This is a genomic window from Pseudomonas sp. CCOS 191 (assembly GCF_001007005.1).
Taxonomy (GTDB): Bacteria; Pseudomonadota; Gammaproteobacteria; order Pseudomonadales; family Pseudomonadaceae; genus Aquipseudomonas; species Aquipseudomonas soli.
Genome location: NZ_LN847264.1, coordinates 1,585,916 through 1,610,384, shown reverse-complemented (window position 1 = coordinate 1,610,384; position 24,469 = coordinate 1,585,916). Strand labels below are relative to the sequence as shown.

Genomic DNA, 24,469 nt, shown 5'->3' with positions numbered 1-24,469 from the left:
AATTTCTCTCTTCAAGGTTGGCGTTGGAACGGATAGACCGAACCCAGCTTGAGGATCTGGGTCAGTTCATCCAGTGCCGTGCGGCATTCCACCAGCAACTGCGGGTCGGCCAGGTCCGCCTCGCCGAGGCGATCGCGGTAGTGCTTTTCGACCCATTGCACCAGGGTGTCGTACAGCGGGGCGGTCATGATAACGCCTTGGTTGACCGCCGCCAGTTCGTTTTCCTTCAACGCCACGCGCAGCCGCAGGCAAGCCGGACCACCGCCGTTCTGCATGCTCTGCTTGAGGTCGAACACCTTGACCTCCTTCACCGGGCCGCCCTGGCTGGTCAGTTGCCCCAGGTACGCCCAGACCCGCTCGTTGTTGCGGCACTCTTCCGGCACCACCAGCAGCATCGAGCCGTCTTCGCGACTGAGCAACTGGCTATTGAACAGGTAGGAACGCACCGCGTCCTCCACCGTCACCGCCGCACGCGGCACGCAGATGCCCTGGAAGCGGCCACCCTTGCTGGCCAGTTTAGCCTGCAGTTGGCCAAGCACCGCATCGGTCTCGAGGAAGGCGTCCTCGTGGTAGAACAGCACTTCGCCATTGCCTACCGAGATCACGTCGTTGTGGAACACGCCCTGATCGATCACTGCCGGATTCTGTTGAGCGTAGACCACGCCATCATCGCTCAGCCCATGCAGGCGAGCGACGGCCTGGGAAGCCTCCAGAGTCTGGCGCGCCGGGTACTTCTGCGGCGCGGGGTAGCGGCTGTCGAAGGCGCTGCGGCCATAGACGAAGAACTCCACCCCCGCTTCGCCATAGGCACGGCAGAACCGCGTATGGTTGGCCGCGCCTTCGTCACCGAACTGCGCCACGGCCGGCAAGGCCTGGTGATGAGCGAAGTGCTTGTCATCGCTGAACATGGCGCCCAGCACCCGGCTGGTGGTCGGGTGCTCGATGCTGCGATGGTACTTGCAGTTCAGGTTGGCCGCGGTGAAATGCACGCGGCCATCGGCGGTGTCGGCGCTGGGGCTGACAGTGGCGGCGTTGGCCACCCACATGCTCGACGCCGAGCAGCTGGCGACCAGCAGCGGCATGGCTTCCTTGGCGGCACGCTGGATCACTTCGGCATCATTGCCGGTGAAACCCAGGCGGCGCAATGCGGCCACATCCGGGCGCTCCTGCGGGGCCAGCACGCCCTGCTTGAAGCCCATTTCCATCAGCGCCTTCATCTTCGCCAGGCCCTGGCGCGCCGCCTCGCGCGGGTTGGAACCCTGCTGGCTGTTGCTCTGCGAGGCCACGTTGCCGTAGGACAGGCCGCCGTAGTTGTGGGTCGGCCCCACCAGGCCATCAAAATTCACTTCAAAGGATTTCATCGGCAAGGCTCCGAGACCTGTTGTTATAGGGTGACGCCCGGCGTCAGGGTCGCCGGCAGTACGAGGTTCGCGGTCTCCAGCGAAGCCACGGGGTAGGCGCAGTAGTCCGCCGCGTAGTAGGCGCTGGCGCGGTGGTTGCCGCTGGCACCGACGCCACCGAACGGCGCGCTGCTGGCGGCGCCGGTCAGTTGCTTGTTCCAGTTGACGATGCCGGCGCGGCTGCGCAGCCAGAAGTGCTGGTAACGGGCATTGGAGTCCGACAGCAGGCCGGCGGCCAGGCCGTACTGGGTGTTGTTGGCTTCCTCGATTGCCGCATCGAAATCGATGTAGCGGATCACCTGCAGCAATGGGCCGAAGAATTCCTCGTCCGGGCGCCCGGTTACCGCAGTGACGTCGATGATGCCGGGGGTAAGCAAGGCGGCGTCAGCCTGCGGTTGGGTCATCTCCAGCAGCGCCACGGCGCCCTTGCCGAGCAGTTCGGCCTGGGCCGCCAGCAATGCGCGGGCCGCCTGCAGCGAAATCACCGAACCCATGAACGGCGCGGGCTGCTGATCAAATGCGCCGACACTGATGCTGCGGCTCACCTCGACCAGGCGCTGAATCAGCGCGTCACCCCAGGCGCCCTGCGGCACCAACAGGCGGCGGGCACAGGTGCAACGCTGGCCGGCGGAGATGAAGGCCGATTGGATGATGGTGTACACCGCGGCATCCAGATCCTTGACCTCGTCAACCACCAGCGGGTTGTTGCCGCCCATCTCCAGGGCCAGGATCTTGTCCGGGCGGCCGGCGAACTGCTGGTGCAGCAGGTTGCCGGTACGGCTGGAACCGGTGAAGAACAAGCCGTCGATACCCGGGTTGGCGGCCAGCGCCACGCCGGTCTCACGGGCACCCTGGACCAGGTTGAGCACACCAGCCGGCAACCCGGCCTCGATCCAGCACTGGACCGTCAGCTCGGCAACCTTGGGGGTCAGCTCGCTGGGTTTGAACACCACGCAGTTGCCAGCCAGCAGCGCCGGAACGATATGGCCGTTGGGCAGGTGACCCGGGAAGTTGTATGGGCCGAACACCGCCACCACGCCATGGGGCTTGTGGCGCAGCACGGCAGTGGCGTCGGCCAGCGGACCGCTCTTCTCGCCGGTACGCTCGCGGTAGCTCTGCACCGAGATGGCGACCTTGTTGACCATGCTGGTCACTTCGGTGGCCGATTCCCACAGCGGCTTGCCGGTTTCCTCGCCAATGCAGCGCGACAGCGCCTCGGCATTGGCCTTGAGCTTCTCGGCGAAGGCCTCCAGCACGCTGATGCGCGCCTCCAGGCTCAGCGATGCCCAGCCGGGGAACGCCTGGCGGGCAGCCTGCACGGCATTCTCTACCTGCGCGGCATCGGCGCCCTGCCCTTGCCAAATCACCGCCTGGGTGACGGGGTTGAGCGACTGCAGGGCTTCGCCCTGGCCAGCCAGCCATTGGCCGGCAATGTAATGCGTATTCATTTACTGGGCCTCCCGACCGGCGGACAGTGGCACGGCGCGCACGTTGTCGCCGGCGCCCAGGCGCAGGCGCTTGGCGGTCTGCGGATCGACCACCAGGGTGCCCGCGGCCAGGCGCGCCGGCGCGGCCGTGATGCGGCAGTCTTCGCGCTTGCGGTTGTGGATGATGAAAGGGGTGGCGTCGTCGCCTGGTGTACCAACGGCCAGCACCAGGGTCTCGCTGTCACGCACGGCGCGGATCTTCGAGGTCTCGCACTCGATGGCGGGGCCTGCGTCGAAGATGTCGACGTAGCCCTGGTAGTTGAAACCTTCGCGCTTGAGCATGGCCAGCGCCGGCTCGGTATCGGCGTGCACGCGGCCGATGACGTTGCGCGCCGCTTCCGAGAGGAAGCAGGTGTACAGCGGGAACTTGGGCATCAGCTCGGCGATGAACGACTTGTTGCCCACGCCGGTGAGGTAGTCGGCCTGGCTGAACTCCATCTTGAAGAAGTGCCGGCCCAGGCTTTCCCAGAATGGCGAACGACCTGCCTCGTCGGACATGCCGCGCATCTCGGCGATGATCTTGTTGCCGAACAGTTGCGGGAACTCGGCGATGAACAGCATGCGCGCCTTGGACAGCAGACGCCCGTTGAGCCCGCTGCGGTAATCGCTGCGCAGGAACAGCGAACACAGCTCGGAGTTGCCGGTCAGGTCGTTGGCCAGGAACAGCGTGGGAATCTCGCGGTAGATGTTCAGCTCCTGGGAAGCGCTGACGGTCAGGCCGACCCGATAGTTGTACCAGGGCTCGCGCAGGCCGACAGCGCCGGCGATGGCGCTGATGCCGACCACCAGGCCCTCGTCGTTCTCCAGCACGAACAAGTAGTCGGTGTCGCCGCGCTCGGCTTCGCCACGGAAGCTCTTTTCCGCCCAGCCGACCCGCTGGCCGAGGCGTTCCTCGTTGGCAGGCAGGGTGGTCAGCCCGGTGGTGCCGGTGCTGCGGGCCAACTCGATCAGCGCGGGTAAATCGCTGCTGCGTACAGGACGAACGATCATGCTATCTCCTTGTGCGGCGGTCTGTGCCTGCCGCGAAACTCTCTGTTGCGGCGGTTCAGACCGCGACCAGGCGCACGCTGGCGCCCTCGCCGACACCCAGGGCCTCGGCAGCTTCGCCGCTGAGGCTGACCGGCTTGCCCGGCACCCAGTCCAGTTCCAGCAGCACGGCGCGGTAGTCCTGCAACTGGCCATTGCACACCAGATACGGACGGCCGCCCTTGATCACTGCGTCGTCGAGTTTGACCGGCACCACCCGGCTCTGGGCAATGGAGCGGATGCCTGAAGCGCGGGCATGCAGGGTCGGGCCACCGTCGAAGATGTCGATGTAGTGCTCAGTCTCGAAGCCCTCACGCATGAGGATGTCGAAGGTGATCTGCGCCCGCGGATGCACCTGGCCCATGGCTTCCTGCGCGGCGTCCGGTAGCAGCGGCACATAGATCGGGTAGTGCGGCATCAGCTCGGCAAGGAAGGTGCGGCTCTTCAGGCCACACAGGCGCTCGGCATCGGCATAGTTGAGGTCGAAGAAGTTGCGGCCGATGGCGTCCCAGAACGGTGACTCGCCCTGCTCGTCGCTGTAGCCGACGATCTCGGTGACCACCGACTCGGCGAAGCGCTCCGGGTGCGAGGCCATGAACAGCAGGCGGCCACGCGAGTTGAGTTCGGCAAAGGCGCTGGTCACCAGCTCCGGCACCACGTAGAAGCTGGTCAGCAGGCTATTGCCGGTAAGGTCGTGGCACAGCGACAGGACGTGGATCTTGTTGTGGATCTTCAGCTCGCGGGAGGCGTGCACGAAGGTCTCGTTGCGGAAGCTGTAGAACGGCTCGGAGTAGCCGGCCGAGGCGACGATGGCCGAGCAACCGACCAGCTTGCCGGTGGCGCTGTCCTCGAGCACGAAGAAGTAGCTTTCCTCGCCGTTGAAGCTGACCTCGGCGGCGAAAGAGGTTTCCGACGCGGCGATCTTGTCGCCCAGGCGGCCAGCGTCGTCCGGCAGCGAGGTGACACCAATGGGGCTGTCGGCAGCCATGCGCTGCACTTCGTTCAGATCAGCCATTTGCGCGGGGCGCATCACCAGCATGGTGTCACTCCTTTCGGGAAAGCGCACCGATCACCTCGGCACGAAAAAACGGCGGGCACGCGCCACTACCTGCAAGCAGGTGCCCGCACTGGAATCAGGTATCGCCGGCTTCGCTCGAGGCCGGCGACAGAACCGCAGGATCAGCCCTGGGTCAGTTTGCGCACAGCACGCTCGAAGCGTTCCAGGCCTTCATCGATATCGCTGTCCTCGACCACCAGGCTCGGGGCGAAGCGCACGACATCGGGACCTGCCTGCAGGACCATCACGCCTTCCTTCTCGGCGGCGTTGAGGATGTCCTTGGCCTTGCCCTTCCAGGCGTCACTGAGCACGCAGCCGATCAGCAGGCCGACACCGCGCACCAGGGTGAACAGGCCGGTTTCCTGGCCGATCTTCTCCAGGCGGGTCTTGAAGCGCTCATGTTTGGCCTTGATGCCCGCCAGGGTTTCCGGGGTGTTGACCACATCGAGCACGGCGCAGGCGACGGCACAGGCCAGCGGGTTGCCGCCGTAGGTGGTGCCGTGGGTGCCGACGGCCAGGTGCTTGGCCAGGTCGCTGGTGGTCAGCATCGCGCCAATCGGGAAGCCGCCGCCCAGGCTCTTGGCGCTGGTCAGGATGTCCGGGGTGACGCCGTAATGCTGGTAGGCATACAGCGAGCCGGTACGGCCGACGCCGGTCTGCACTTCATCGAAGATCAGCAGCGCGTTGTGCTCGTCGCACAGCTTGCGCGCGCCTTCCAGGTAGGCCTTGTCGGCCGGCACCACGCCGCTCTCGCCCTGGATCGGCTCGATGACCACGGCGCAGGTCTTGTCGGAGATCTGCGCCTTCAACGCTTCCAGGTCGTTGTACGGCACGTGGCTGATGCCGGTGATCTTCGGCCCGAAGCCATCGGAGTACTTGGGCTGGCCACCAACGCTGACGGTGAACAGGGTGCGACCGTGGAAGCTGTTCACGGTGGCGATGATCTCATGCTTCTCGGGGCCGAAACGGTCATGGGCGACACGACGGGCCAGCTTGAAGGCGGCCTCGTTGGCCTCGGCGCCGGAGTTGCAGAAGAAGGCGCGCTCGGCAAAGGTCGCGTCCACCAGCTTGTGCGCCAGGCGCAGGGCCGGCTCGTTGGTGAACACGTTGGAGACATGCCAGAGGGTATTGGCTTGCTCGGTCAGCGCCTTGACCAGCGCCGGATGGCAGTGGCCGAGTGCGTTGACCGCGATGCCGCCGGCGAAGTCGATCAGCTCGCGCCCGGACTGGTCCCATACTCGGGAGCCCTCGCCTCGCACAGGAATGAAGGCCGCCGGGGAGTAGTTGGGAACCATGACCTGGTCGAAATCGGCACGTTGCACCGGGGCTTGCTCAACGGACATCTGAGTCTCCTGAAGAGGAACGCTGGCCTGGAAGTGGCGAGCGATGAAGGGATTGTAAGGACTGATCGGCGCCTGTCCTTGCTGCCAGGCGACAACTTGTTACAGCGCCAAACCGAGTTTTCACGCGGTTTTCGGCAATGCGACAAACAGTGTCGCAATCGCGCAGTGTAACGGCAGGACAAGGTAGCGGGGAGATGGCAGCGCAAATTGGGAGAACGGTTGTTCACTTCAGAAGAAAGGGCCGCTGCGCGCCCCATCGCCGGCAAGCCGGCTCCCACCCCGACCGCGCCACCTTTAAGCCAGGTGCCATCCGTATGAGTGCTGGGTGACCAGCGATAAGGCCACACCCGAACATATCACCCCCAAGGCCTACACGCACCGGTGGGAGCCGGCTTGCCGGCGATGGGCTGCGGAGCAGCCCCAATGAAATCTCAGCCGCGCTCGGCCGGCGCCGAACTCAGCTCGAACGGGCTGCTGTTACGTCGCTGGTTACGGTCTTCGCGCGGTGTGGCGCCGAAGAAATTGCGGTACGCGCTGGAGAAATGCGGCCCGGAGGAGAACCCGCAGGACAGGCCGATCTGGATGATCGACTTGCTGGTCTGCATCAGCATCTGCCGCGCCTTGTTCAGGCGCAACTCCAGGTAGTACTGGCTGGGCACGCGATTGAGATACTGCTTGAAGATCCGCTCCAGCTGGCGGCGGGACACGCACACATGCTGGGCGATCTCGTCGGTGGTCAGCGGCTCTTCGATGTTGGCCTCCATCAGCAGCACCGCCTGGGTGAGCTTGGGGTGACTGGAGCCCAGGCGGTTCTGCAGCGGGATGCGCTGGCGCTCGCCACCTTCGCGAATGCGCTCGACCACCAGCTCTTCCGACACCGCGCCGGCCAGTTCTGCCCCATGGTCCCGGGCCAGCACGGCCAGCAGCAGGTCGGTCACCGCCATGCCGCCGCAGGCAGTCAGGCGATCACGATCCCAGTCGAACAGATGGCTGGTGGCGATCACCTTGGGGAAGCGCTCGGCAAAATCATCCTGCCAGCGCCAATGCACCGCGGCGCGATAGCCGTCGAGCAGGCCCAGCGCCGCCAGCGGATAAACCCCGGCCGACAAGCCGCCAATCATGCAACCGCTGCGCGCCAACTGCTTGAGCGCGGCGGACAATGCCGAACCGATCGCCGCCGGCGGCTCATCAGCCAGCAGGAACAGTTTGTGATAGCCCTCCAGGCGGCCAGCCCACGCTTCGCCCGGCAGGCGCCAGGCGCCCTCCTGCCCGGCCTCGGCTTGCAGGAAGGACATTGTGTAGACCACATCCGGATGCACCCGCTGGGCCACCTGCAACACCTCTTCGGCCAACGCCAGGGTCAGCGGCTTGGTGCTAGGCCAGATGAGAAATCCGATTCGCTGGGTGGTCATAGGGCGTGGTCCGAAACCTGAAAAGGAGGGTCGCGCTTGTGGCGCCGGGGCATGCTGCGTGCGTTGCGCAGCATGCCCCATCATGGTGCAAAAGTGCAGCCTTTACTTCAGGCTGCCGGAAAGGAACTGCTTGAGGCGCTCCGACTGTGGGTTGACCAGCACTTCACGCGGGCAGCCCCGCTCTTCCACCAGGCCCTTGTGCAGGAACACCAGCTGATTGGAAACCTCGCGGGCAAAGCCCATCTCGTGGGTGACCACCACCATGGTGCGGCCTTCCTGGGCCAGCGATTGCATGACCTTGAGCACATCGCCCACCAGTTCCGGATCCAGCGCCGAAGTCGGTTCGTCGAACAGCATCACCTCCGGCTCCATGGCCAGGGCGCGGGCAATGGCCACACGCTGCTGCTCGCCACCGGACATATGCCCGGGGAACGCGTCCTTGCGGTGGGATACGCCGACCTTGGCCAGGTAGTGCTCGGCCTTCTCCAGCGCTTCCTTCTTGTTCACGCCCAGCACGTGCACCGGCGCCTCGATGACGTTTTCCAGCGCGGTCATGTGCGACCACAGGTTGAAGTGCTGGAACACCATCGACAAGCGCGAACGCATGCGCTGCAGCTGTTTCGGGTCGGCGGCCTTGAGCGCGCCGTCCTTGCCGGCGACCAGCTTGAGCTCTTCGTTGTTGAGCAGGATCTTGCCCGCGTGCGGCTGCTCGAGCAGGTTGATGCAACGCAGGAAGGTCGATTTGCCCGAACCGCTGGAGCCGATGATGCTGATCACGTCGCCTGCCTTGGCTTCGAGGGAGACGCCCTTGAGCACCTCATGGCTGCCGTAGCGCTTGTGCAGGTCTTGGATTTGGAGTTTGTACATACTGTCGGATCTCACAGAGCGGTCAGTGCTTGCGCGGCGCCAGGTAACCGAGCCAGCGGCGTTCGGCCATCTTGAACAGGCGCACGAGGATGAAGGTCAGGCACAGGTAGAACACGCCCGCCGTGATGTAGGCCTCGAAAGGCAGGTAGTACTGGGCGTTGACCGTGCGCGCTGCACCGGTGATGTCGATCAGGGTGACGATCGACGCCAGGCTGGTGGTCTGCAGCATCATGATCACTTCGTTGCTGTACTGCGGCAGCGCCCGGCGCAGCGCCGAAGGCAGCAGGATGCGGCGGTACATCTTCATGCGCGACATGCCGATGGCCTTGGCCGCCTCGATCTCGCCATGGGGCGTGGCCTTGAGGCTGCCGGCGATGATCTCGGCGGTGTAGGCGCTGGTGTTGACGGCGAAGGCCAGGCAGGCGCAGAAGGTCGCGCTGGACAGCCACGGCCAGAAGATGCTCTCGCGCACCGCCTCGAACTGGGCCAGGCCGTAGTAGATCAGGAACAGCTGCACCAGCATCGGCGTGCCGCGGATCACGTAGGTGTACAGCCAGGCACTCATGTTCACCAGCGGCTGTTTCGAGACGCGCATCAGGCCCAGCGGGATGGCCGCCAGCAAGCCGAACAGCAGCGACAGCGCCAGCAGCTTGAGGGTGGTCAGCAGACCGCCCAGGTACAGCGGCATGGCTTCCCAGATGACGTTGTAGTCGAAGATCATAGTTCAGCCGCCTTGACGCCCACCGAGTAGCGCTTCTCGAGATACTTCAGCGCCAGCAGCGAGACACTGGTCAGCACCAGGTACAACGCCGCCACCGCGAGGAAGAAGGTGAAGGGTTCGCGGGTGGCGTCCGCCGCCTGCTTGGCCTTGAACATCATGTCCTGCAGGCCGACCACCGAAATCAGCGCGGTCGCCTTGGTCAGCACCAGCCAGTTGTTGGTGAAGCCCGGGATCGCCAGGCGGATCATCTGCGGCACCATGATGCGGAAGAACACCTGGACACCGCTCATGCCGTAGGCCGCGCCCGCCTCTGCCTGGCCCTTGGGGATGCCGAGGAAGGCACCGCGGAAGGTTTCCGACAGGTACGCGCCAAAGATGAAGCCCAGCGTGCCGATGCCGGCGACCAGGGGATTGAGGTCAATATAGTCGTCATAGCCGAGCAGCGGCGCCACCCGGTTGAGGATGTCCTGGCCGCCATAGAAGATCAGCAGGATCAGGACCAGGTCAGGGATGCCACGGATCACCGTGGAGTACAGGTCCCCCAGCCAGGCCAACCAGCGCACCGGCGACAAACGCAGCGCCACGCCGATCAGGCCGAGGACGATGGCCAGGGCCATCGACGACAAGGCGAGCTGCAGCGTCAGCCACGCCCCGTCGAGGATGACTGCCCCATAGCCTTTCAACATGATTCGGATTCCTCAGGGCTTGGGAATGAAAAATGGTGCAAACCTCAGAGATTCTGCTGTTTGCACCATTGCACAGGTGAAACTCGATGGTTACTTCGAGTCTGGACCGTAGATGTCGAAGTTGAAGTACTTCTTCTCGATCTCTTTGTATTTGCCGTTGGCGCGGATCGCGTCGATGGCGGCGTTGATGCGCTCGGCGTTGGCGGTGTCGCCCTTGCGCACGGCGATACCGACGCCGTCACCGAAGTACTTGGTGTCGGTGAAGGCCGGGCCGACGAAGGCGAAGCCCTTGCCGGCATCGGTCTTCAGGAAGCCGTCCTCGAGCAGGGTGGCATCGGCCACGGTGCCGTCCAGGCGGCCGGCGGCGACGTCCAGGTAGATTTCGTTCTGGGTACCGTAGGGCACCACGGTGGCGCCTTGCGGGGCGAGGACTTCCTTGGCGAAACGGTCGTGGATCGAACCGCGCTGCACGCCGATCTTCTTGCCCTTGAGCTCAGCCAGGCTGTCGCTGACGGTGGTGCCTTCCTTCATCACCAGGCGCGCCGGGGTCAGGTAGTAGCGCTTGGTGAAGTCGACCGACTTCTTGCGGTCGTCGGTGATCGACATGGACGACAGGATGGCGTCGATCTTGCGCACTTTCAGTGCCGGGATCAGGCCGTCGAACTCCTGCTCGACCCAGGTGCACTTGGCTTTCATCTGTTCGCACAGGGCGTTGCCGATGTCGTAGTCGAAGCCTGCGAGGCTGCCATCGGGCTGCTTGAAGGCGAAGGGTGGGTAGGCGGCCTCGATACCGATCTTCAACGGCTTCTCATCGGCCTGCGATACCAGGGAAAACACGGAAAGCGCCAGGGCGCCAAGCAGTGCGAGCTTCTTCATCAGGTAACTCCATCGGTACGGGGCAATACAAGGCAGTTGTAACGGCTGCCCGATATGCGAATGGGTACAGCGCGAGCCGCGCAGGTTTCGACCAAGGTCGCAGACCACGAGCGAGTGAGTGGCATTCTAGCGACAGCCCGGTGGTCGATATTTCTTCAAAGCGACAACTAATTACAGAAGCGCCAGGAACCGCGGCGGGCGATATTGACAGCTCCTGCGAGATATGCAAGAGCAAAAGAGAAATAACCTATACCCAAAGCAATAAGCGGGCCCATTATTGGCAAAGCCTTGTATTCCGGCAAGCGCAGCGTGCGACCCTGCACGAAATGCCCGCAGAATGCACTCATTTGGCACGCAGATGTTTCCGCAAGCCCCGCATTTGGGCGAAATCGGTGACAGCAACGGTTACCGATGAATGTCGGAGTAACAGTTTGTATCAGTAAAGCAAAAACCCCGCCGGGTGCGGCGGGGCTTTGTCATGGTTTCAGGATCACCGGGGCCGCAAGACAGCCCCGCGACGCTCAGGCCGAAGCCAGGCTCATCGCCTTGTGGGTGTCGATCAGGTGCTGCACCACCCCTGGATCGGCCAGTGTGGAGATATCGCCCAGCGCGTCGTACTCACCAGTGGCGATCTTGCGCAGGATGCGGCGCATGATCTTGCCCGAGCGGGTCTTGGGCAGCCCCGGCGCCCACTGGATCACGTCCGGCGAAGCGATCGGGCCGATCTCCTTGCGCACCCAGTTCTTCAGCTCGAGGCGCAACTGCTCGTTCGACTCCTCGCCGGCGTTCAGGGTGACGTAGACATAGATGCCCTGCCCCTTGATGTCGTGCGGCACGCCCACCACCGCCGCCTCGGCGACCTTCGGATGCGCCACCATCGCGCTCTCGATCTCGGCGGTGCCCATGCGGTGCCCGGAAACGTTGAGCACGTCATCCACGCGGCCGGTGATCCAGTAGTAGCCATCTTCGTCGCGACGGGCGCCGTCACCGGTGAAGTACATGCCACGGAAGGTCTTGAAATAGGTGTCGACGAAGCGGTCGTGGTCGCCGTACAGCGAACGCGACTGGCCCGGCCAGGAATCGAGGATCACCAGGTTGCCCTCGGCGGCGCCGTCGATCAGGTTGCCCAGGTTGTCTACCAGCGCCGGCACCACGCCGAAGAACGGACGGGTCGCCGAACCCGGCTTGAGCCCCGTGGCGCCCGGCAAGGGGCTGATGAGGATGCCGCCGGTCTCGGTCTGCCACCAGGTATCGACGATCGGGCAACGTTCCTTGCCGACTGTCTTGTAGTACCAGTTCCAAGCTTCAGGGTTGATCGGCTCGCCCACCGAACCCAGCAGGCGCAGGCTGGAGCCATCGGCGCCGGCGACCGCCGCCTCGCCCTCGGCCATCATGGCGCGGATGGCGGTCGGCGCGGTGTAGAGGATGTTGACCTTGTGCTTGTCGACGATCTTCGACACGCGGGTGATGTCCGGGTAGTTCGGCACGCCTTCGAACAGCAGCGTGGTCGCGCCATTGGCCAGCGGCCCATAGACGATGTAGCTGTGGCCGGTGACCCAACCCACGTCGGCGGTGCACCAGTACACTTCGCCCGGACGGTAGTCGAACACGCGCTCGTGGGTCAGTGCGGCATACACCAGGTAGCCACCGGTGGTGTGCAGCACACCCTTGGGCTTGCCGGTGGAGCCGGAGGTATAGAGGATGAACAACGCCTCCTCGGCACCCATTTCTTTCGGCGCACAGTGGCTGGAGGCGACCTTCATCAGGTCTTCGTACCAGATATCGCGGTGCTGGTGCCAGGCGATGTCGCCACCGGTGCGCTTGCACACGATGATCTTTTGCACGCTGCTGGTTTCAGGGTTGGTCAAGGCCAGGTCGACGTTGGCCTTGAGCGGGGTACGACGGCCACCACGCAGGCCTTCGTCGGCGGTGATCACCACCTTGGACTTGCAGTCGATGATGCGGCCGGCCAGTGCCTCGGGCGAGAAGCCGCCGAACACCACCGAATGGATCGCACCGATGCGCGCGCAGGCCAGCATGGCGACCACGGCCTCGGGGATCATCGGCATATAGATGGTGACCACGTCGCCCCGGTGCACGTCCTGGCCACGCAGGGCGTTGGCGAACTTGCAGACCTGCTCGTGGAGCTCACGGTAGGTGATGTTGCGATGCTCGGAAGGGTCGTCGCCTTCCCAGATGATCGCCAGCTGGTCGCCGCGCTCTTCGAGGTGGCGGTCCAGGCAGTTGTAGGAGACATTCAGAGTGCCGTCGGCAAACCATTTGATATCGACATGGTGATCGTCGAACGAGGTCTGCTTGACCTTGGTGAAGGGCTTGATCCAGTCCAGACGCTGGGCCTGCTCGCGCCAGAAGCCGTCCGGGTTGATCACCGATTGCTGGTACATGGCCTTGTAGGTGGCCTCGTCGGTCAGGGTACTGGCCGCAACCTCGGGACGAACGGGATACAGTGGAGCCGCACTCATCTGTGTTACCTCGGTGTAATAGTTGTTTTTGTATGGAAGCGTTTGTAACTGTACCAGAGCGACAAAGACCATTCGACGTTGGTAGTAACGCGACGAACCGTCAGTCCATGAATGTGCAGCAACCGCTCTAGTGCATGGCATCCAGCCATCGCAGGCGGGAAAAGGCAGCGCTTTGCCAGGGATTGTTACAGATTCTGTCAAAAGACTTTATCAAAACCCGCTCTGTTTCAGCCCCGACCACCCTCCTAGAATTCACCTCGCCAGCAACGGCAACGCGATTAACTTGGAAACAGCCCCCACGAAGGCAACGTTAATCCGCACCTCATCCTGATAGTTGAAACTTAGTTGCACTCGCGGCGCCACAAGCGCCGCGCGCCCCCTCACGACCTTAGACAGGTAAATTGAAAATGAAAGCTTTACTGGTATTGGTACTTGGCGGTTTTTGCGGCGCGGCACTGGCCGGCGAAGCAAAAGATGTCGAGCAGATTCCGGTTGAACAGTACAGTTATTCGCAGCACCTGGACATCGCCCGCGTCATCTCCATGAGCGAAGTGCCGAACGTCTGCGAAGTGGTGCCTGCGCGCATGACCTATGAGGACTCCCAGGGCCAGAAGCACATTCTCGAATACCGCGTGATGGGCAACGGTTGCTCCAACGGCTGAGGCCATAGGCTTATCGCGAGGCAAGCCCCTCCCACTACCTTTGCATTCGTGGGAGCGGGCTTGCCCCGCGATCAATTCAAGCCTTGATAAACTTCCGGATTATTCCACCGACTTGTTCAACGAATAATCTCGCAACTTGTTGGCAATGGTCGTATGGGAAACGCCCAATCTTCTTCCCAGCGCCCGACTACTTGGAAATTCACTCATCAAACTTTCCAATACCGCCCTTTCAAACCGCCCGACAATCTGCGAAAGATCGCCATCCAGGGAAAACTCGCCCAACGGTTGACGCGCGCCATAATCGGGCAAGCGGATATGTTCGCTCTTCACTACCCCGCCTTCGCACAGTGACACTGCCTGGAACAACACGTTTTCCAACTGGCGCACATTGCCCGGCCAATGATACTGGCCGAGTTTTTCCATCGCCGGCGGCGCCAGGCGCGGCAGCGGGCAGCCGATCTGCCGGCTGGCCTGGTCGAGGAAGTGCTGCACCAGCCCTTCCAGGCCATCCATGCATTCGCGCAGCGGCGGGATGTGCAGCGACAGCACGTTGAGGCGGTGGTAGAGGTCCTGGCGGAACTCGCCACGGGCGCACAGTTCGGACAGGTCGACCTGGGTCGCGCAGATCACCCGCACATCCAGGTACACCTCTTCGTCGCTGCCAACCCGGCGGAAACAGCCATCCTGCAGGAAGCGCAGCAACTTGACCTGCAAGCGCGGGCTCATCTCCCCCACCCCGTCGAGGAACAACGTGCCGCCGGCCGTCAGCTCCAGCAGCCCCAGCTTGCCCTCGGCCCGCGCGCCCTCGAACGCCCCCGGCCCATAGCCGAACAGCTCGGTCTCGGCCATCGACTCGGGCAGGCCGGCGCAGTTGAGCGCCATCAGCGGCGCCTGGCCACGCGGGCTGGCCAGGTGACAGGCCCGCGCCAGCAGCTCCTTGCCGGTACCGGTCTCGCCCTCGATCAGCAGCGGTGCATCCAACGGTGCCATGCGCCGCGCCTCGCGCACCACGGCGGCCATCACCCGTGAGCTCTGGAAGATGCTGTCGAAACCCCGCAACTCCTGCTTGCGCACGTTGTAGATGCGCTCACCGATACGGTCCGCACGGTGCAAGGTGATTACCGCGCCGGCCAGGGCTTCACTGTCGTCATGCTCGGACTGCAGCGGTGCGATATCGGCCAGGAACACATCGCCCTTGACCTTGATCCGCAGGCCGTTGATCCGCGATTTGTTGGCCCGTATCAGCTCCGGCAGGTCGAAGTCCTCGACATAACGCGACAGCGGAATGCCCGGCACTTCGTCCACCCGTACGCCGAGCAGCTGCGCCGCGCCGCGGTTGGCGGCGACGATGCTGCCGCCCATGTCGATCGACAGCACCGGGAAGTCCAGCGCCCCCAGCAGCGCATTGAGCTCCATGTGCCGGCGCTCGCTGGGCATCAGGCCGACGCGCTTGACCCCGAACACCCCGGCGATCGACTCGAACTTGGGCCGCAGGGCCTGGAACTGCAGGTTGATCAGGTTCGGGCAGTGCAGGTAGATGGCGTTGCCATGGTCACCCCCCACTTCGCCGCGCAACACGTTGATCCCGTACTCCACCAGCAGGTTGAGGATGTCCCGCAAAATGCCGATGCGGTTCTGGCAATGCACTTTGATGCGCATGAAGGCTCTCTAAGCGGCCGAGTTTTTGCTCGCGCCACGGAAAAGTCGTAAAGATAAGCTGACAAAAATAGCCATCTGCCCAGCTCGATGTCCGTGATTTTCCGGGATGACGCCAATTTTGTAAAATTATCGTTACGCACAGAGGATAAACGGCGGCGCAGGATGGGCCCTCACCCCGGTGCAAAACCTCGTTTGTAGGGATATTCCTAAGGTATGTCCTGAACATAACAAGAACGCCCTCACCAGGAGAGCCACATGAAACAGACGCAATACGTGGCACGCGAGCCCGATGCGCATGGCTTTATCGACTACCCGCAGCAAGAGCATGCGGTGTGGAACACCCTGATCACCCGCCAGCTGAAAGTGATCGAAGGCCGGGCATGCCAGGAATACCTGGACGGCATCGACCAGCTCAAGCTGCCCCATGACCGCATCCCGCAGCTGGGCGAAGTCAACAAGGTGCTCGGCGCCACCACCGGCTGGCAGGTCGCCCGCGTCCCCGCGCTGATCCCCTTCCAGACCTTCTTCGAACTGCTGGCCAGCAAACGCTTCCCGGTCGCCACCTTCATCCGCACCCCGGAAGAGCTGGACTACCTGCAGGAGCCCGACATCTTCCACGAGATCTTCGGCCACTGCCCGCTGCTGACCAACCCGTTCTTCGCCGAATTCACCCACACCTATGGCAAGCTCGGCCTGGCGGCGACCAAGGAACAGCGCGTCTACCTGGCGCGCCTGTACTGGATGACCATCGAGTTCGGCCTGATGGAGACCGCGCAAGGTCGCAAGATCTACGGCGGCGGCATCCTCTCCTCGCCCAAAGAGACAGTCTACAGCCTGTCCAGCGAACCGGAGCACCAGGCCTTCGACCCGATCGAAGCCATGCGCACGCCCTACCGCATCGATATCCTGCAGCCCTTGTACTTCGTCCTGCCGAACATGAAGCGTCTGTTCGACCTGGCCCACGAAGACATCATGGCCATGGTCCACCAGGCCATGCAGCTGGGCCTGCACGCACCGAAGTTTCCACCCAAGGTCGCTGCCTGAGCGCCCCTGTCGATAACAACTCAAACCGGAAAACACCCATGAATGCCTTGAACCAAGCCCACTGCGAAGCCTGCCGCGCCGATGCGCCGAAAGTCACCGACGAGGAGCTGGCGGAACTGATCCGACTGATCCCGGACTGGAACATCGAAACCCGCGACGGCCACATGGAGCTCGAGCGCGTGTTCCTGTTCAAGAACTTCAAGCACGCCCTGGCTTTCACCAACGCCATCGGCGAGATCGCCGAAGCCGAAGGCCACCACCCAGGCCTGCTGACCGAGTGGGGCAAGGTCACCGTGACGTGGTGGAGCCACTCGATCAAAGGCCTGCACCGTAACGACTTCATCATGTGCGCACGCACCGACGAGGTCGCCAAAACTGCTGAAGGGCGCAAGTGATGCACTTCGCCGCCATCGCTCGGGTCCCTGGCGACCCGATCCTGGGGCTGATGGAAGCCTACGCCCGCGACGGCAACCCGGCCAAGTTCGATCTGGGTGTCGGCGTGTTCAAGGACGCTGCGGGGCTGACGCCGATTCCGGCTGCGGTCAAGCAGGCCGAGCAGCGCCTGGTCGAGCGGCAGGCCACCAAGAGCTATGTCGGCGGCCATGGTGATGCAGCGTTCACGCGCCTGGTCAGCGAGCTGGTGCTGGGCAGCGATTCCACGCTGCTCAAAAGCCAGCGCGCCGGCGCCACCCAGACCCCTGGCGGCACAGGTGCCCTGCGCCTGGCGGCGGAGTTTATCGCCCACTGCCTGCCGGGCCGCGGTATCTGGCTGAGCGACCCGACCTGGCCGATCCACGAGACGATCTTCGCCGGGGCCGGGCTCAAGGTGTCGCACTACCCCTACGTGGGCGCGGACAACCGCCTGAACGTCGACGCCATGCTCGCCGCACTGGAGCAAGCACCGCAAGGCGACGTGGTGTTGCTGCACGCCTGCTGCCACAACCCCACCGGCTTCGATCTGGGCCAGGACGACTGGCGCGCGGTGCTCGACATCGTCAAGCGGCGCAACCTGCTGCCATTGATCGACTTTGCCTACCAAGGCTTCGGTGACGGTCTGGAGGAGGACGCCTGGGCAGTGCGCCTGTTCGCCGCCGAACTGCCGGAGCTGCTGATCACCAGTTCCTGCTCGAAGAACTTCGGCCTGTACCGTGAGCGCACCGGCGCCCTGCTGGTGTGCAGCCACGACGCCGAGAAACTGCAGGATGTGCGCAGCCAGCTGGCGTTCATTGCGCGCAACCTGTGGTCGACGCCGCCAGACCATGGCGCGGCGGTGGTCGCCGAGATTCTCGGTGACCCGGCACTCAAGGCGTTGTGGATCGAGGAAGTGAACGCCATGCGCCAGCGCATCGCCGAGCTTCGCCTCGGCTTGGTGAAAGCGCTGAAGCCCCATGGCCTGGCCGAGCGCTTCGCGCATATCGCCGCGCAACGCGGGATGTTCTCCTACACCGGCCTGAACCCCGAGCAGGTGCGCCTGCTGCGCGAGCGACACAGCGTGTACATGGTCGGTACCGGCCGGGCGAACATCGCCGGAGCGGACGCCAAGCGCCTGGAACAGCTGGCAGCGGCCATCGCCGACGTCTGTCGCTGAAACCTGCCGATGTGGCCTGGGCTTGCGCCGCGATAGCACTATCGCGGCGCAAGCCTCCCACGCCCCGCCTGCATCCCATTGTTCGATAGCCGCCCGCTAAAACCGACCAGCGTCCGGGAAAAATCCCAAACTGTCATCCAGACTGCTGTATCCTGCCCCAGCTTTTCGAAGCCTCACATGCGCCAAGCGCTGCCTTTTCACTCACACTTGCGAGGAACGACGAGATGCATGAAATCCCGAATCTTCCCTTCCCAAGCCTGAACCCCGAAGAGCAATCCGTTGCCGCCCACGCCGAACCGACGCCCGCCGTCGAGCAGGATGGTGACGATCAATCCAGCGCCGACCAGGAATAGCCGCGCATCCCCCTCCGACTGTGTGAAAACGGCTGACCTGCGGGCTATCCCCGTCATCACGTTTTCACACCGTTCAGATACTTCCCACAAGGTGCGGTATCCACGCACCGCTCTGGCCTACCCGAACTCGACAGACTGACGCCTTTCACACAGCAGAGGCCGCCATGTCACGTCGTTCGACCCTCAATTCTGCCGAAAAGGCCAGGATTCGCGCACTTACCCCTGATCAGGTTGTTGTCATCAGTGAGCTTTCCGGCCCACAGGATATAGCCACCTCACTCAGCGACCATTTCGATCAAGCATTCGGTCTTGGCGCACTTTACCCGTCAACGCTGCTGGACCTGGAGCTCGAAAGCGCACTGGATGCGGCCCTGAGCAAGGACAGCGCAAAACAGCACCTCAATCGCTTTCTGGGTCGTGAAGCGTCCCTGCAGGCGAACCTGAACGATTGCGCGCTGTTCTATGCAACCCTGGCCGCACAACTCATCAAAGACGCCGACACCCAGAAGTTTCCCGAGCTGGTTCCACGATCACACCTCGACACACCTTATGCAGTCTGCAGCTTTGCCCAGGCACTCTGGCACCATCACCCACGCCTGAGACGTGCGGACGCCTATCTCATTGCAACGCTGCTGCTTCGCGGCCAACTGACGGCGGCATCCAACCGCGACTGGCAACCCACCGTTGAAGTCCACGAGCACCTTGATCTCCCCGTCCTCGCTGGTCACCTGTTCGCGCATACACCCGGCAACAGCCTCTTCGAAAAGCTGCTCAATGAAGCGCAGGCTTCGTTCTACTACCAAGGATTGCGATACAGGCATCCCACCGCGCGCGAGCGCAAGGAGGGTGCGCTTGCGAACCAGTACGGGCGCATCGCGATGGACGGTTCGGCCCTGAATGCGCCGGCAGGGCAGGTAGTCGATGCACTACTTGGCGCCAGGGCCTTCGAGCGCCTGGGGCAACGCCTGGCGGCAGCAGCACAATGGGACTGCTCCGCGGCAAACGCTGCAATGCACCGCGCCCTGGCTGAGCAGGCGCTGACAGACGCACTCTATCCACCGGAAAAGCGCCGACCAGGCCATATTCTCGATTTCGAGATCTTCAATACCCATAACAAGTACGAACACCTCAGCGAAATTCGCCTTGATCTGGTCAACAGCCTCCACACGCATCTCGGCGGTGTACCCGCCATGGCGGAAATTGCCGCCGAACTGCTGATACGCCACTTTGCCCCAGAACTGCTGATCGACGATGATCCCCATGACTATCTGTATGAACCCGATGTGCGCTGGGCCAACCTGCGCCACGGAGCCTATCTGCTGCTGACCCAGTGCAAACCGGTGACATTCGACACCGCAGAGGCTGCCACTGGCCTGCACAAGGAGGACACAGAGCTGTTCGAAGGTGCCCTGGCCGCGACTCTTGCCGAGTGGGCACAGTTGCACGGCGTGCTCGCGGAGTCACCGCCTTGGTCGAAACCACAATGGCAACAGGCCTATGACCACTATCTCATTGCCTGGGATCGGGAAAGCCTGCGGGACATGCCTGATCGTTTCGACATGGCCAGGTGGGAGCTGCGCCTGGCAGGAATCGCGCCTGAAGGCAGCAATGTAGACAAGCAGCTGCACCTCAACGCCTACCTGGACCACGGCGCGGGCTACCAACACGGCGGACTGCCTGATGCCACGGCACTCTACGACCATGAATTCAAGGCATGGCAACTCCGCGCCCAGGCAACATACGAAGACATGATGCACCGTTTGCTGCGCCACCTGCCGCAAACAGACCAGGAACAACTACGTGACGGTAGGTGGCATTGCCACGCGGTCACCTGGCCCACCTACATAGGCCCTGTCGAAGGCGGCATTCCCAGCCATGGAGACTCGCCGGCTGCTGACTGGAAGGCGGAAACCGGCACCCAAGGGATAGTCGTCTATCTTCCTGGCGGTACCGCAGACACCATTTATGAACTGTTTCCGGAGACGCTGAAATGGCGTCGCCATCTCATCACCGCACAGCAGCGCGCGGTATGGGCCGCCGCTCTTGATTTCCGCTATCGGGACTACAACGAAGTCGATATTCCCTGGCACACCAGCTCCACGCCAGAAACTGTCGCGCTGATCGATGCACCGACCGAAGACCGATTGCAGGCACTGGCACGCTGTTATGCCAAATCGGTTGCGCTGGGGAATCGCGATGCGCTGTACAACAGCGGCAAGGGCGCGACGCCACATGAGCATTTTCTTGCCGAAAAGCGCAAGGACAGCACAGGGCGCTATCTGTTCAGACTGTTCTCCAATCTAGTACCAGGGCTGGGCTGCATCAGCGTTCGCAGTGGTAATGAAGCCTTGAGCTGCGGCCTGGACGCACTCGGCGCTCTGGGCAGCGCATTTGCCCTTGGCGGGCGGATCATCAGGCCCCTGTCGAGGCTGTATGGCACAGCCGGCAGGAGCGCCAGCGCCATGCGCCTTGGGATGCTGCAAGCCGCCAGGCACTGGAAAGGCCGGTCGATACCCGCCAAGCTGTATCGCCATGGCGCAGGCTCCAAAAGCTGGAGTGGCAACCTTGACGGGAATGCCCACGCCAAGCTCGGCAAAGCGCTCCCCCAGGAAAAACTGCTGCCAGGCCATAAGCCTGATGTCATCAGCCTGCTGCTGGGCGAAGGCGACGATATCACCCGGGCCTGGGACAAGGCGTCCAACCCGGTGGTCTACCCGTTATTCATCGTCCGCGACCCTGAACATGTGGACGCAATCATCAACGGTGTCGCCTACCGCCACCGGATCGGTCAATCCGCAGGCTTGGCCCAGCGTGTGCGACAGACGCCATTGCTGTGGTCACAGGACCCTGTGCGCCTGCCCACCCCATACCCCGACGCGCCACCACAGGGGATCGCGATACAGCTGGCGCCTGTTGCCAACCAAGCCGGCACGCCAGCGTACGGCCAGCAGGTCAGCCGGGCATTCGAGACCATTCGCATCGAACCGGTACCGATCACCTACCGGGCGAACGGCGCGAACAGCGATAGCGTTGCCCACGTCATGGTCAGGGAGAACCGGCTGGTGCAGTACACCGAGGAAGTGATCCCCAACAGGGGCCGCCACAGCCATACCGGACGCATGATTCTCAAGACGCTGAGCGATGAAGAAGCCGATACGATGGGGTTGCTCAACCCTCCCCATTATTACAATGAGGGGGTACTTGGCTACCCGGTGAGCGAACATTGGCTTGGCCTACCCGCTGAAATGACAGCCGACCAGGTCGCGCTGTTCACCGGCCATTGCCCGCCGGTACGACTTGGCAGGCTGAGCCGAGGCCTTGCCGATCGGCGCACCTTGCGCGGTGCTCGCGTTCACTACCTCGACCAGGACTGGTTGCTGGTCGAAGCCGATACCGGCGTGTTCTATGGTACCCCTTTCGACTTCGAGGCCTGGCAACGCAGCCAGACAGCAGCCCTGCTAAATGGCACGCTGAGCCCCACCCGCTATCCCGTTCCAGCGGAAAGTACCCGCCTGACATTCACTCGGGTCACTGATCTCGACGCCATCAGCCAATATCTCGACGTCAGTGAAACCTACCGCATGGTGGCCGCCCGACCTAGCCTGCAACAGGACATCGACAACCTCGCAGGTTTGTTGCGTGACTGGATGCGCCACCAGCGAAGCACCGTGTCGCCCACCGCACCGACCGCCCTGCAACGCGCGATCGAGCAAGTGGAAGAAGCACAGTACCCACTCTTCGCACGCAATATTCTGACATCAGCCCGCGCACAGGATGGCCTGGCCGGCTTCTCACTGAACGACGTGATGGGGCTGAACAAATCCATCATCCCCAACTTCCATAACCTGGCCAGGTTCGACGCCGTGGAGCAATTGCATGTCAACGGTGTCCTCAATCGCTTGCTGCCCGCGTCCGGGACGCGGGCGGGATACACGCCGATGTCGGTTGCCCAGATGCTCAGCGAAAACGGCATGAACCAGTTGAAGCAACACCTGTCGGGCGCCAACTTCGCCTTCGCCACGGTCACCCTCAGGAACGGCAATCGACGCGTGTACTTCGCGCTTTCCGGCGGCAGGGCCAGGCAGGGAATCATGGTCCAACCCCCTGCGCCCGGCCAGCGCCCACCTCTCGACTACATCGACGCCCGCGCACGTATGCAGGGTGTCGACCCGGACCCTCGCTTCACCCACCTTCCCGTACTGCGTCGCGCCAATTGGCTGACCGTCAGGAATCATCGACGTCACCTGGACTCCGAGCGCCTGATCGCCTCGACAATCAACCAGGATTTGCTCAACCTGCCTGACGAAGTCACCAGCATCAAGGTCTTCACCCTGATGGACACTTGCCGATCCTGCGGCGGCTATGTAATGCCTCGCTTGCGTCTGGACTATCCGAATGCCGAGTTCAGCGTCAGCTGGTTGCTGCCTTATAACAACTGACGTCTCTGTGACAATCAGACGGTGGCCAAGGCGACCACCGTCCCCAACGATGAAACCTTCATCCACAACCCTCACCCGCACGACTATGATGTCCCGGCATTCGCTTTATCGTTTCCGGAACCTCTCATGCCCGAACATCGGCCTTCATCCTTCGCGACCACCACCCAGGTGGTCGCCATCGTCCTGTTCACCTTCATCGGCTACCTGAACATCGGCATCCCGTTAGCCGTACTGCCCGGCTACGTGCACAACGACCTGGGTTTCAGCGCCGTGGTCGCGGGCCTGGTGATCAGCGTGCAGTATCTGGCCGCCCTGCTCAGCCGCCCTACCGCCAGCCGTATCATCGACAACCTCGGCAGCAAGAAGGCAGTCATGTACGGCCTGTTCGGCTGCGGACTGAGCGGCGTGTTCATGCTGGCCTGCAACTTCCTCACTCACCTGCCCTGGCTGAGCCTGATCTGCCTGTTCATCGGCCGCCTGGTGCTGGGCAGCGCCGAGAGCCTGGTGGGGGCGGGGTCGATCGGCTGGGGGATCGGCCGGGTCGGCTCGGAAAATACCGCCAAGGTGATCTCCTGGAACGGCATCGCCAGCTATGGCGCATTGGCCATCGGCGCACCGCTTGGGGTACTGATGGTCAAGCATCTGGGGCTGTGGAGCATGGGCGTGAGCATCATCCTGCTGGGCGCGATCGGTTTGCTGCTGGCCTGGCCCAAGCGCGCGGCGCCGGTGGTGGCAGGGGTGCGGCTGCCGTTTCTGCGGGTGCTGGGCAAGGTCTTCGCGCATGGCTCGGGACTGGCCCTGGGCTCGATCGGTTTCGGCACCATCGCCACCTTCATCACCTTGTACTACGCCAGCCGCGACTGGCCCGATGCCGCGCTGACCCTGAGCCTGTTCGGTGCCAGCTTCATCTGTGCGCGACTGCTGTTTGGCAACCTGATCAACCGTATCGGCGGTTTTCGCGTGGCTATCGCCTGCCTGTCGGTAGAAACCCTGGGGTTGCTGATGCTCTGGCTGGCGCCGACGCCCGGGTTGGCCCTGGCGGGCGCAGCGTTGAGCGGTTTCGGGTTCTCGCTGGTGTTCCCGGCGCTGGGGGTGGAGGCGGTCAACCAGGTATCGGCGGCCAACCGCGGCGCGGCGGTGGGGGCCTACTCGCTGTTCATCGACCTGTCGCTGGGCATCACCGGACCGTTGGTGGGCGCCGTGGCGGCAGGCTTCGGCTTTGCCTCGATTTTCCTGTTCGCGGCAGCGGCAGCGGGATGCGGGTTGGTGTTGAGCATGTACTTGTATCGCCAGGCGCGGCGGATGCGCCAAAGTGCACATCAATCCTGATTCGGCTGTAGCTTCACCGGCCTCATCGCCGGCAAGC

General features: G+C 63.2%; 19 protein-coding genes. 7 read left to right on the top strand and 12 right to left on the bottom strand.

Annotated features, from left to right (window positions below; all coding sequences use genetic code 11):
* Positions 1-11: 11 nt before the first annotated feature.
* The 11 genes from astB to acs form a co-directional block, all read right to left on the bottom strand.
* Entirely contained in the window at positions 12-1,361 is a 1,350-nt protein-coding gene (gene astB, locus CCOS191_RS07270) for an N-succinylarginine dihydrolase (protein WP_046854625.1), read from the bottom strand.
* Between the two features lie 23 nt (positions 1,362-1,384).
* Positions 1,385-2,848 (bottom strand): succinylglutamate-semialdehyde dehydrogenase, encoded by a 1,464-nt coding sequence (gene astD, locus CCOS191_RS07265; RefSeq protein WP_046854624.1) that lies wholly within the window; start codon positions 2,846-2,848, stop codon positions 1,385-1,387.
* Complete coding sequence (astA, locus tag CCOS191_RS07260; protein WP_046854623.1) at positions 2,849-3,877, bottom strand: arginine N-succinyltransferase; 1,029 nt, start codon at positions 3,875-3,877, stop codon at positions 2,849-2,851. It abuts the gene before it with no gap.
* Positions 3,878-3,932: 55 nt separating this feature from the next.
* Complete coding sequence (gene aruF, locus CCOS191_RS07255; protein ID WP_046854622.1) at positions 3,933-4,952, bottom strand: arginine/ornithine succinyltransferase subunit alpha; 1,020 nt, start codon at positions 4,950-4,952, stop codon at positions 3,933-3,935.
* Positions 4,953-5,092: 140 nt separating this feature from the next.
* Positions 5,093-6,313, bottom strand: a complete 1,221-nt coding sequence (locus tag CCOS191_RS07250; protein WP_046854621.1) for an aspartate aminotransferase family protein — start codon at positions 6,311-6,313, stop codon at positions 5,093-5,095.
* 431 nt (positions 6,314-6,744) lie between these two features.
* Positions 6,745-7,725 (bottom strand): transcriptional regulator ArgR, encoded by a 981-nt coding sequence (argR, locus tag CCOS191_RS07245; protein WP_038706575.1) that lies wholly within the window; start codon positions 7,723-7,725, stop codon positions 6,745-6,747.
* A 102-nt stretch (positions 7,726-7,827) separates the two neighbouring features.
* Complete coding sequence (locus CCOS191_RS07240; RefSeq protein WP_023630946.1) at positions 7,828-8,592, bottom strand: ABC transporter ATP-binding protein; 765 nt, start codon at positions 8,590-8,592, stop codon at positions 7,828-7,830.
* Between the two features lie 22 nt (positions 8,593-8,614).
* Positions 8,615-9,313: an ABC transporter permease gene (locus CCOS191_RS07235; protein WP_046854620.1), complete on the bottom strand. Its 699-nt coding sequence runs from the start codon at positions 9,311-9,313 to the stop codon at positions 8,615-8,617.
* A complete protein-coding gene (locus tag CCOS191_RS07230) occupies positions 9,310-9,999 on the bottom strand; it encodes an ABC transporter permease (RefSeq protein ID WP_023630944.1) in 690 nt (229 codons plus the stop codon). Before CCOS191_RS07230 ends, CCOS191_RS07235 begins: the two co-directional genes overlap by 4 nt.
* A 90-nt stretch (positions 10,000-10,089) precedes the next feature.
* On the bottom strand, positions 10,090-10,875 hold the full coding sequence (locus CCOS191_RS07225) for an ABC transporter substrate-binding protein (RefSeq protein ID WP_023630943.1): 786 nt from the start codon (positions 10,873-10,875) through the stop codon (positions 10,090-10,092).
* Positions 10,876-11,396: 521 nt separating this feature from the next.
* Positions 11,397-13,358, bottom strand: a complete 1,962-nt coding sequence (gene acs, locus CCOS191_RS07220) for an acetate--CoA ligase (protein ID WP_038706576.1) — start codon at positions 13,356-13,358, stop codon at positions 11,397-11,399.
* Positions 13,359-13,765: 407 nt separating this feature from the next.
* Here acs and CCOS191_RS07215 point away from each other — a divergent pair, with 407 nt between their 5' ends.
* The gene (locus CCOS191_RS07215; RefSeq protein WP_023630669.1) at positions 13,766-14,020 is read left to right on the top strand and encodes a DUF2790 domain-containing protein; all 255 of its coding nucleotides are present in this window, start codon (positions 13,766-13,768) and stop codon (positions 14,018-14,020) included.
* Between the two features lie 99 nt (positions 14,021-14,119).
* Here the strand turns inward: CCOS191_RS07215 and CCOS191_RS07210 are convergent, their stop codons facing one another.
* Complete coding sequence (locus tag CCOS191_RS07210; RefSeq protein ID WP_046854619.1) at positions 14,120-15,679, bottom strand: sigma-54-dependent phenylalanine hydroxylase transcriptional regulator PhhR; 1,560 nt, start codon at positions 15,677-15,679, stop codon at positions 14,120-14,122.
* A 255-nt stretch (positions 15,680-15,934) separates the two neighbouring features.
* Here CCOS191_RS07210 and phhA point away from each other — a divergent pair, with 255 nt between their 5' ends.
* The 6 genes from phhA to CCOS191_RS07180 all read left to right on the top strand — a co-directional run bounded on the left by phhA (position 15,935) and on the right by CCOS191_RS07180 (position 24,432).
* Positions 15,935-16,723, top strand: a complete 789-nt coding sequence (gene phhA / locus CCOS191_RS07205; protein ID WP_023628482.1) for a phenylalanine 4-monooxygenase — start codon at positions 15,935-15,937, stop codon at positions 16,721-16,723.
* Positions 16,724-16,761: 38 nt separating this feature from the next.
* A complete protein-coding gene (locus CCOS191_RS07200) occupies positions 16,762-17,118 on the top strand; it encodes a 4a-hydroxytetrahydrobiopterin dehydratase (RefSeq protein ID WP_023628481.1) in 357 nt (118 codons plus the stop codon).
* Positions 17,115-18,311 (top strand): amino acid aminotransferase, encoded by a 1,197-nt coding sequence (locus tag CCOS191_RS07195; RefSeq protein WP_172670876.1) that lies wholly within the window; start codon positions 17,115-17,117, stop codon positions 18,309-18,311. The genes CCOS191_RS07200 and CCOS191_RS07195 overlap by 4 nt, the downstream gene beginning before the upstream one ends.
* A gap of 224 nt (positions 18,312-18,535) precedes the next feature.
* Entirely contained in the window at positions 18,536-18,664 is a 129-nt protein-coding gene (locus CCOS191_RS28510; RefSeq protein ID WP_263974800.1) for a hypothetical protein, read from the top strand.
* 164 nt (positions 18,665-18,828) lie between these two features.
* Complete coding sequence (locus tag CCOS191_RS07185) at positions 18,829-23,103, top strand: deaminase domain-containing protein (protein ID WP_046854616.1); 4,275 nt, start codon at positions 18,829-18,831, stop codon at positions 23,101-23,103.
* A 126-nt stretch (positions 23,104-23,229) separates the two neighbouring features.
* Positions 23,230-24,432, top strand: a complete 1,203-nt coding sequence (locus tag CCOS191_RS07180; RefSeq protein ID WP_046854615.1) for an MFS transporter — start codon at positions 23,230-23,232, stop codon at positions 24,430-24,432.
* Positions 24,433-24,469 lie beyond the last annotated feature (37 nt).

Excerpts from the sequence above, each read along its gene's own strand:
- astB (WP_046854625.1), bottom strand. The coding sequence starts at position 1,361 with ATGAAATCCTTTGAAGTGAATTTTGATGGCCTGGTGGGGCCGACCCAC.
- astD (WP_046854624.1), bottom strand. The coding sequence starts at position 2,848 with ATGAATACGCATTACATTGCCGGCCAATGGCTGGCTGGCCAGGGCGAA.
- astA (WP_046854623.1), bottom strand. The coding sequence starts at position 3,877 with ATGATCGTTCGTCCTGTACGCAGCAGCGATTTACCCGCGCTGATCGAG.
- aruF (WP_046854622.1), bottom strand. The coding sequence starts at position 4,952 with ATGCTGGTGATGCGCCCCGCGCAAATGGCTGATCTGAACGAAGTGCAG.
- CCOS191_RS07250 (WP_046854621.1), bottom strand. The coding sequence starts at position 6,313 with ATGTCCGTTGAGCAAGCCCCGGTGCAACGTGCCGATTTCGACCAGGTC.
- argR (WP_038706575.1), bottom strand. The coding sequence starts at position 7,725 with ATGACCACCCAGCGAATCGGATTTCTCATCTGGCCTAGCACCAAGCCG.
- CCOS191_RS07240 (WP_023630946.1), bottom strand. The coding sequence starts at position 8,592 with ATGTACAAACTCCAAATCCAAGACCTGCACAAGCGCTACGGCAGCCAT.
- CCOS191_RS07235 (WP_046854620.1), bottom strand. The coding sequence starts at position 9,313 with ATGATCTTCGACTACAACGTCATCTGGGAAGCCATGCCGCTGTACCTG.
- CCOS191_RS07230 (WP_023630944.1), bottom strand. The coding sequence starts at position 9,999 with ATGTTGAAAGGCTATGGGGCAGTCATCCTCGACGGGGCGTGGCTGACG.
- CCOS191_RS07225 (WP_023630943.1), bottom strand. The coding sequence starts at position 10,875 with ATGAAGAAGCTCGCACTGCTTGGCGCCCTGGCGCTTTCCGTGTTTTCC.
- acs (WP_038706576.1), bottom strand. The coding sequence starts at position 13,358 with ATGAGTGCGGCTCCACTGTATCCCGTTCGTCCCGAGGTTGCGGCCAGT.
- CCOS191_RS07215 (WP_023630669.1), top strand. The coding sequence starts at position 13,766 with ATGAAAGCTTTACTGGTATTGGTACTTGGCGGTTTTTGCGGCGCGGCA.
- CCOS191_RS07210 (WP_046854619.1), bottom strand. The coding sequence starts at position 15,679 with ATGCGCATCAAAGTGCATTGCCAGAACCGCATCGGCATTTTGCGGGAC.
- phhA (WP_023628482.1), top strand. The coding sequence starts at position 15,935 with ATGAAACAGACGCAATACGTGGCACGCGAGCCCGATGCGCATGGCTTT.
- CCOS191_RS07200 (WP_023628481.1), top strand. The coding sequence starts at position 16,762 with ATGAATGCCTTGAACCAAGCCCACTGCGAAGCCTGCCGCGCCGATGCG.
- CCOS191_RS28510 (WP_263974800.1), top strand. The coding sequence starts at position 18,536 with ATGCATGAAATCCCGAATCTTCCCTTCCCAAGCCTGAACCCCGAAGAG.
- CCOS191_RS07185 (WP_046854616.1), top strand. The coding sequence starts at position 18,829 with ATGTCACGTCGTTCGACCCTCAATTCTGCCGAAAAGGCCAGGATTCGC.
- CCOS191_RS07180 (WP_046854615.1), top strand. The coding sequence starts at position 23,230 with ATGCCCGAACATCGGCCTTCATCCTTCGCGACCACCACCCAGGTGGTC.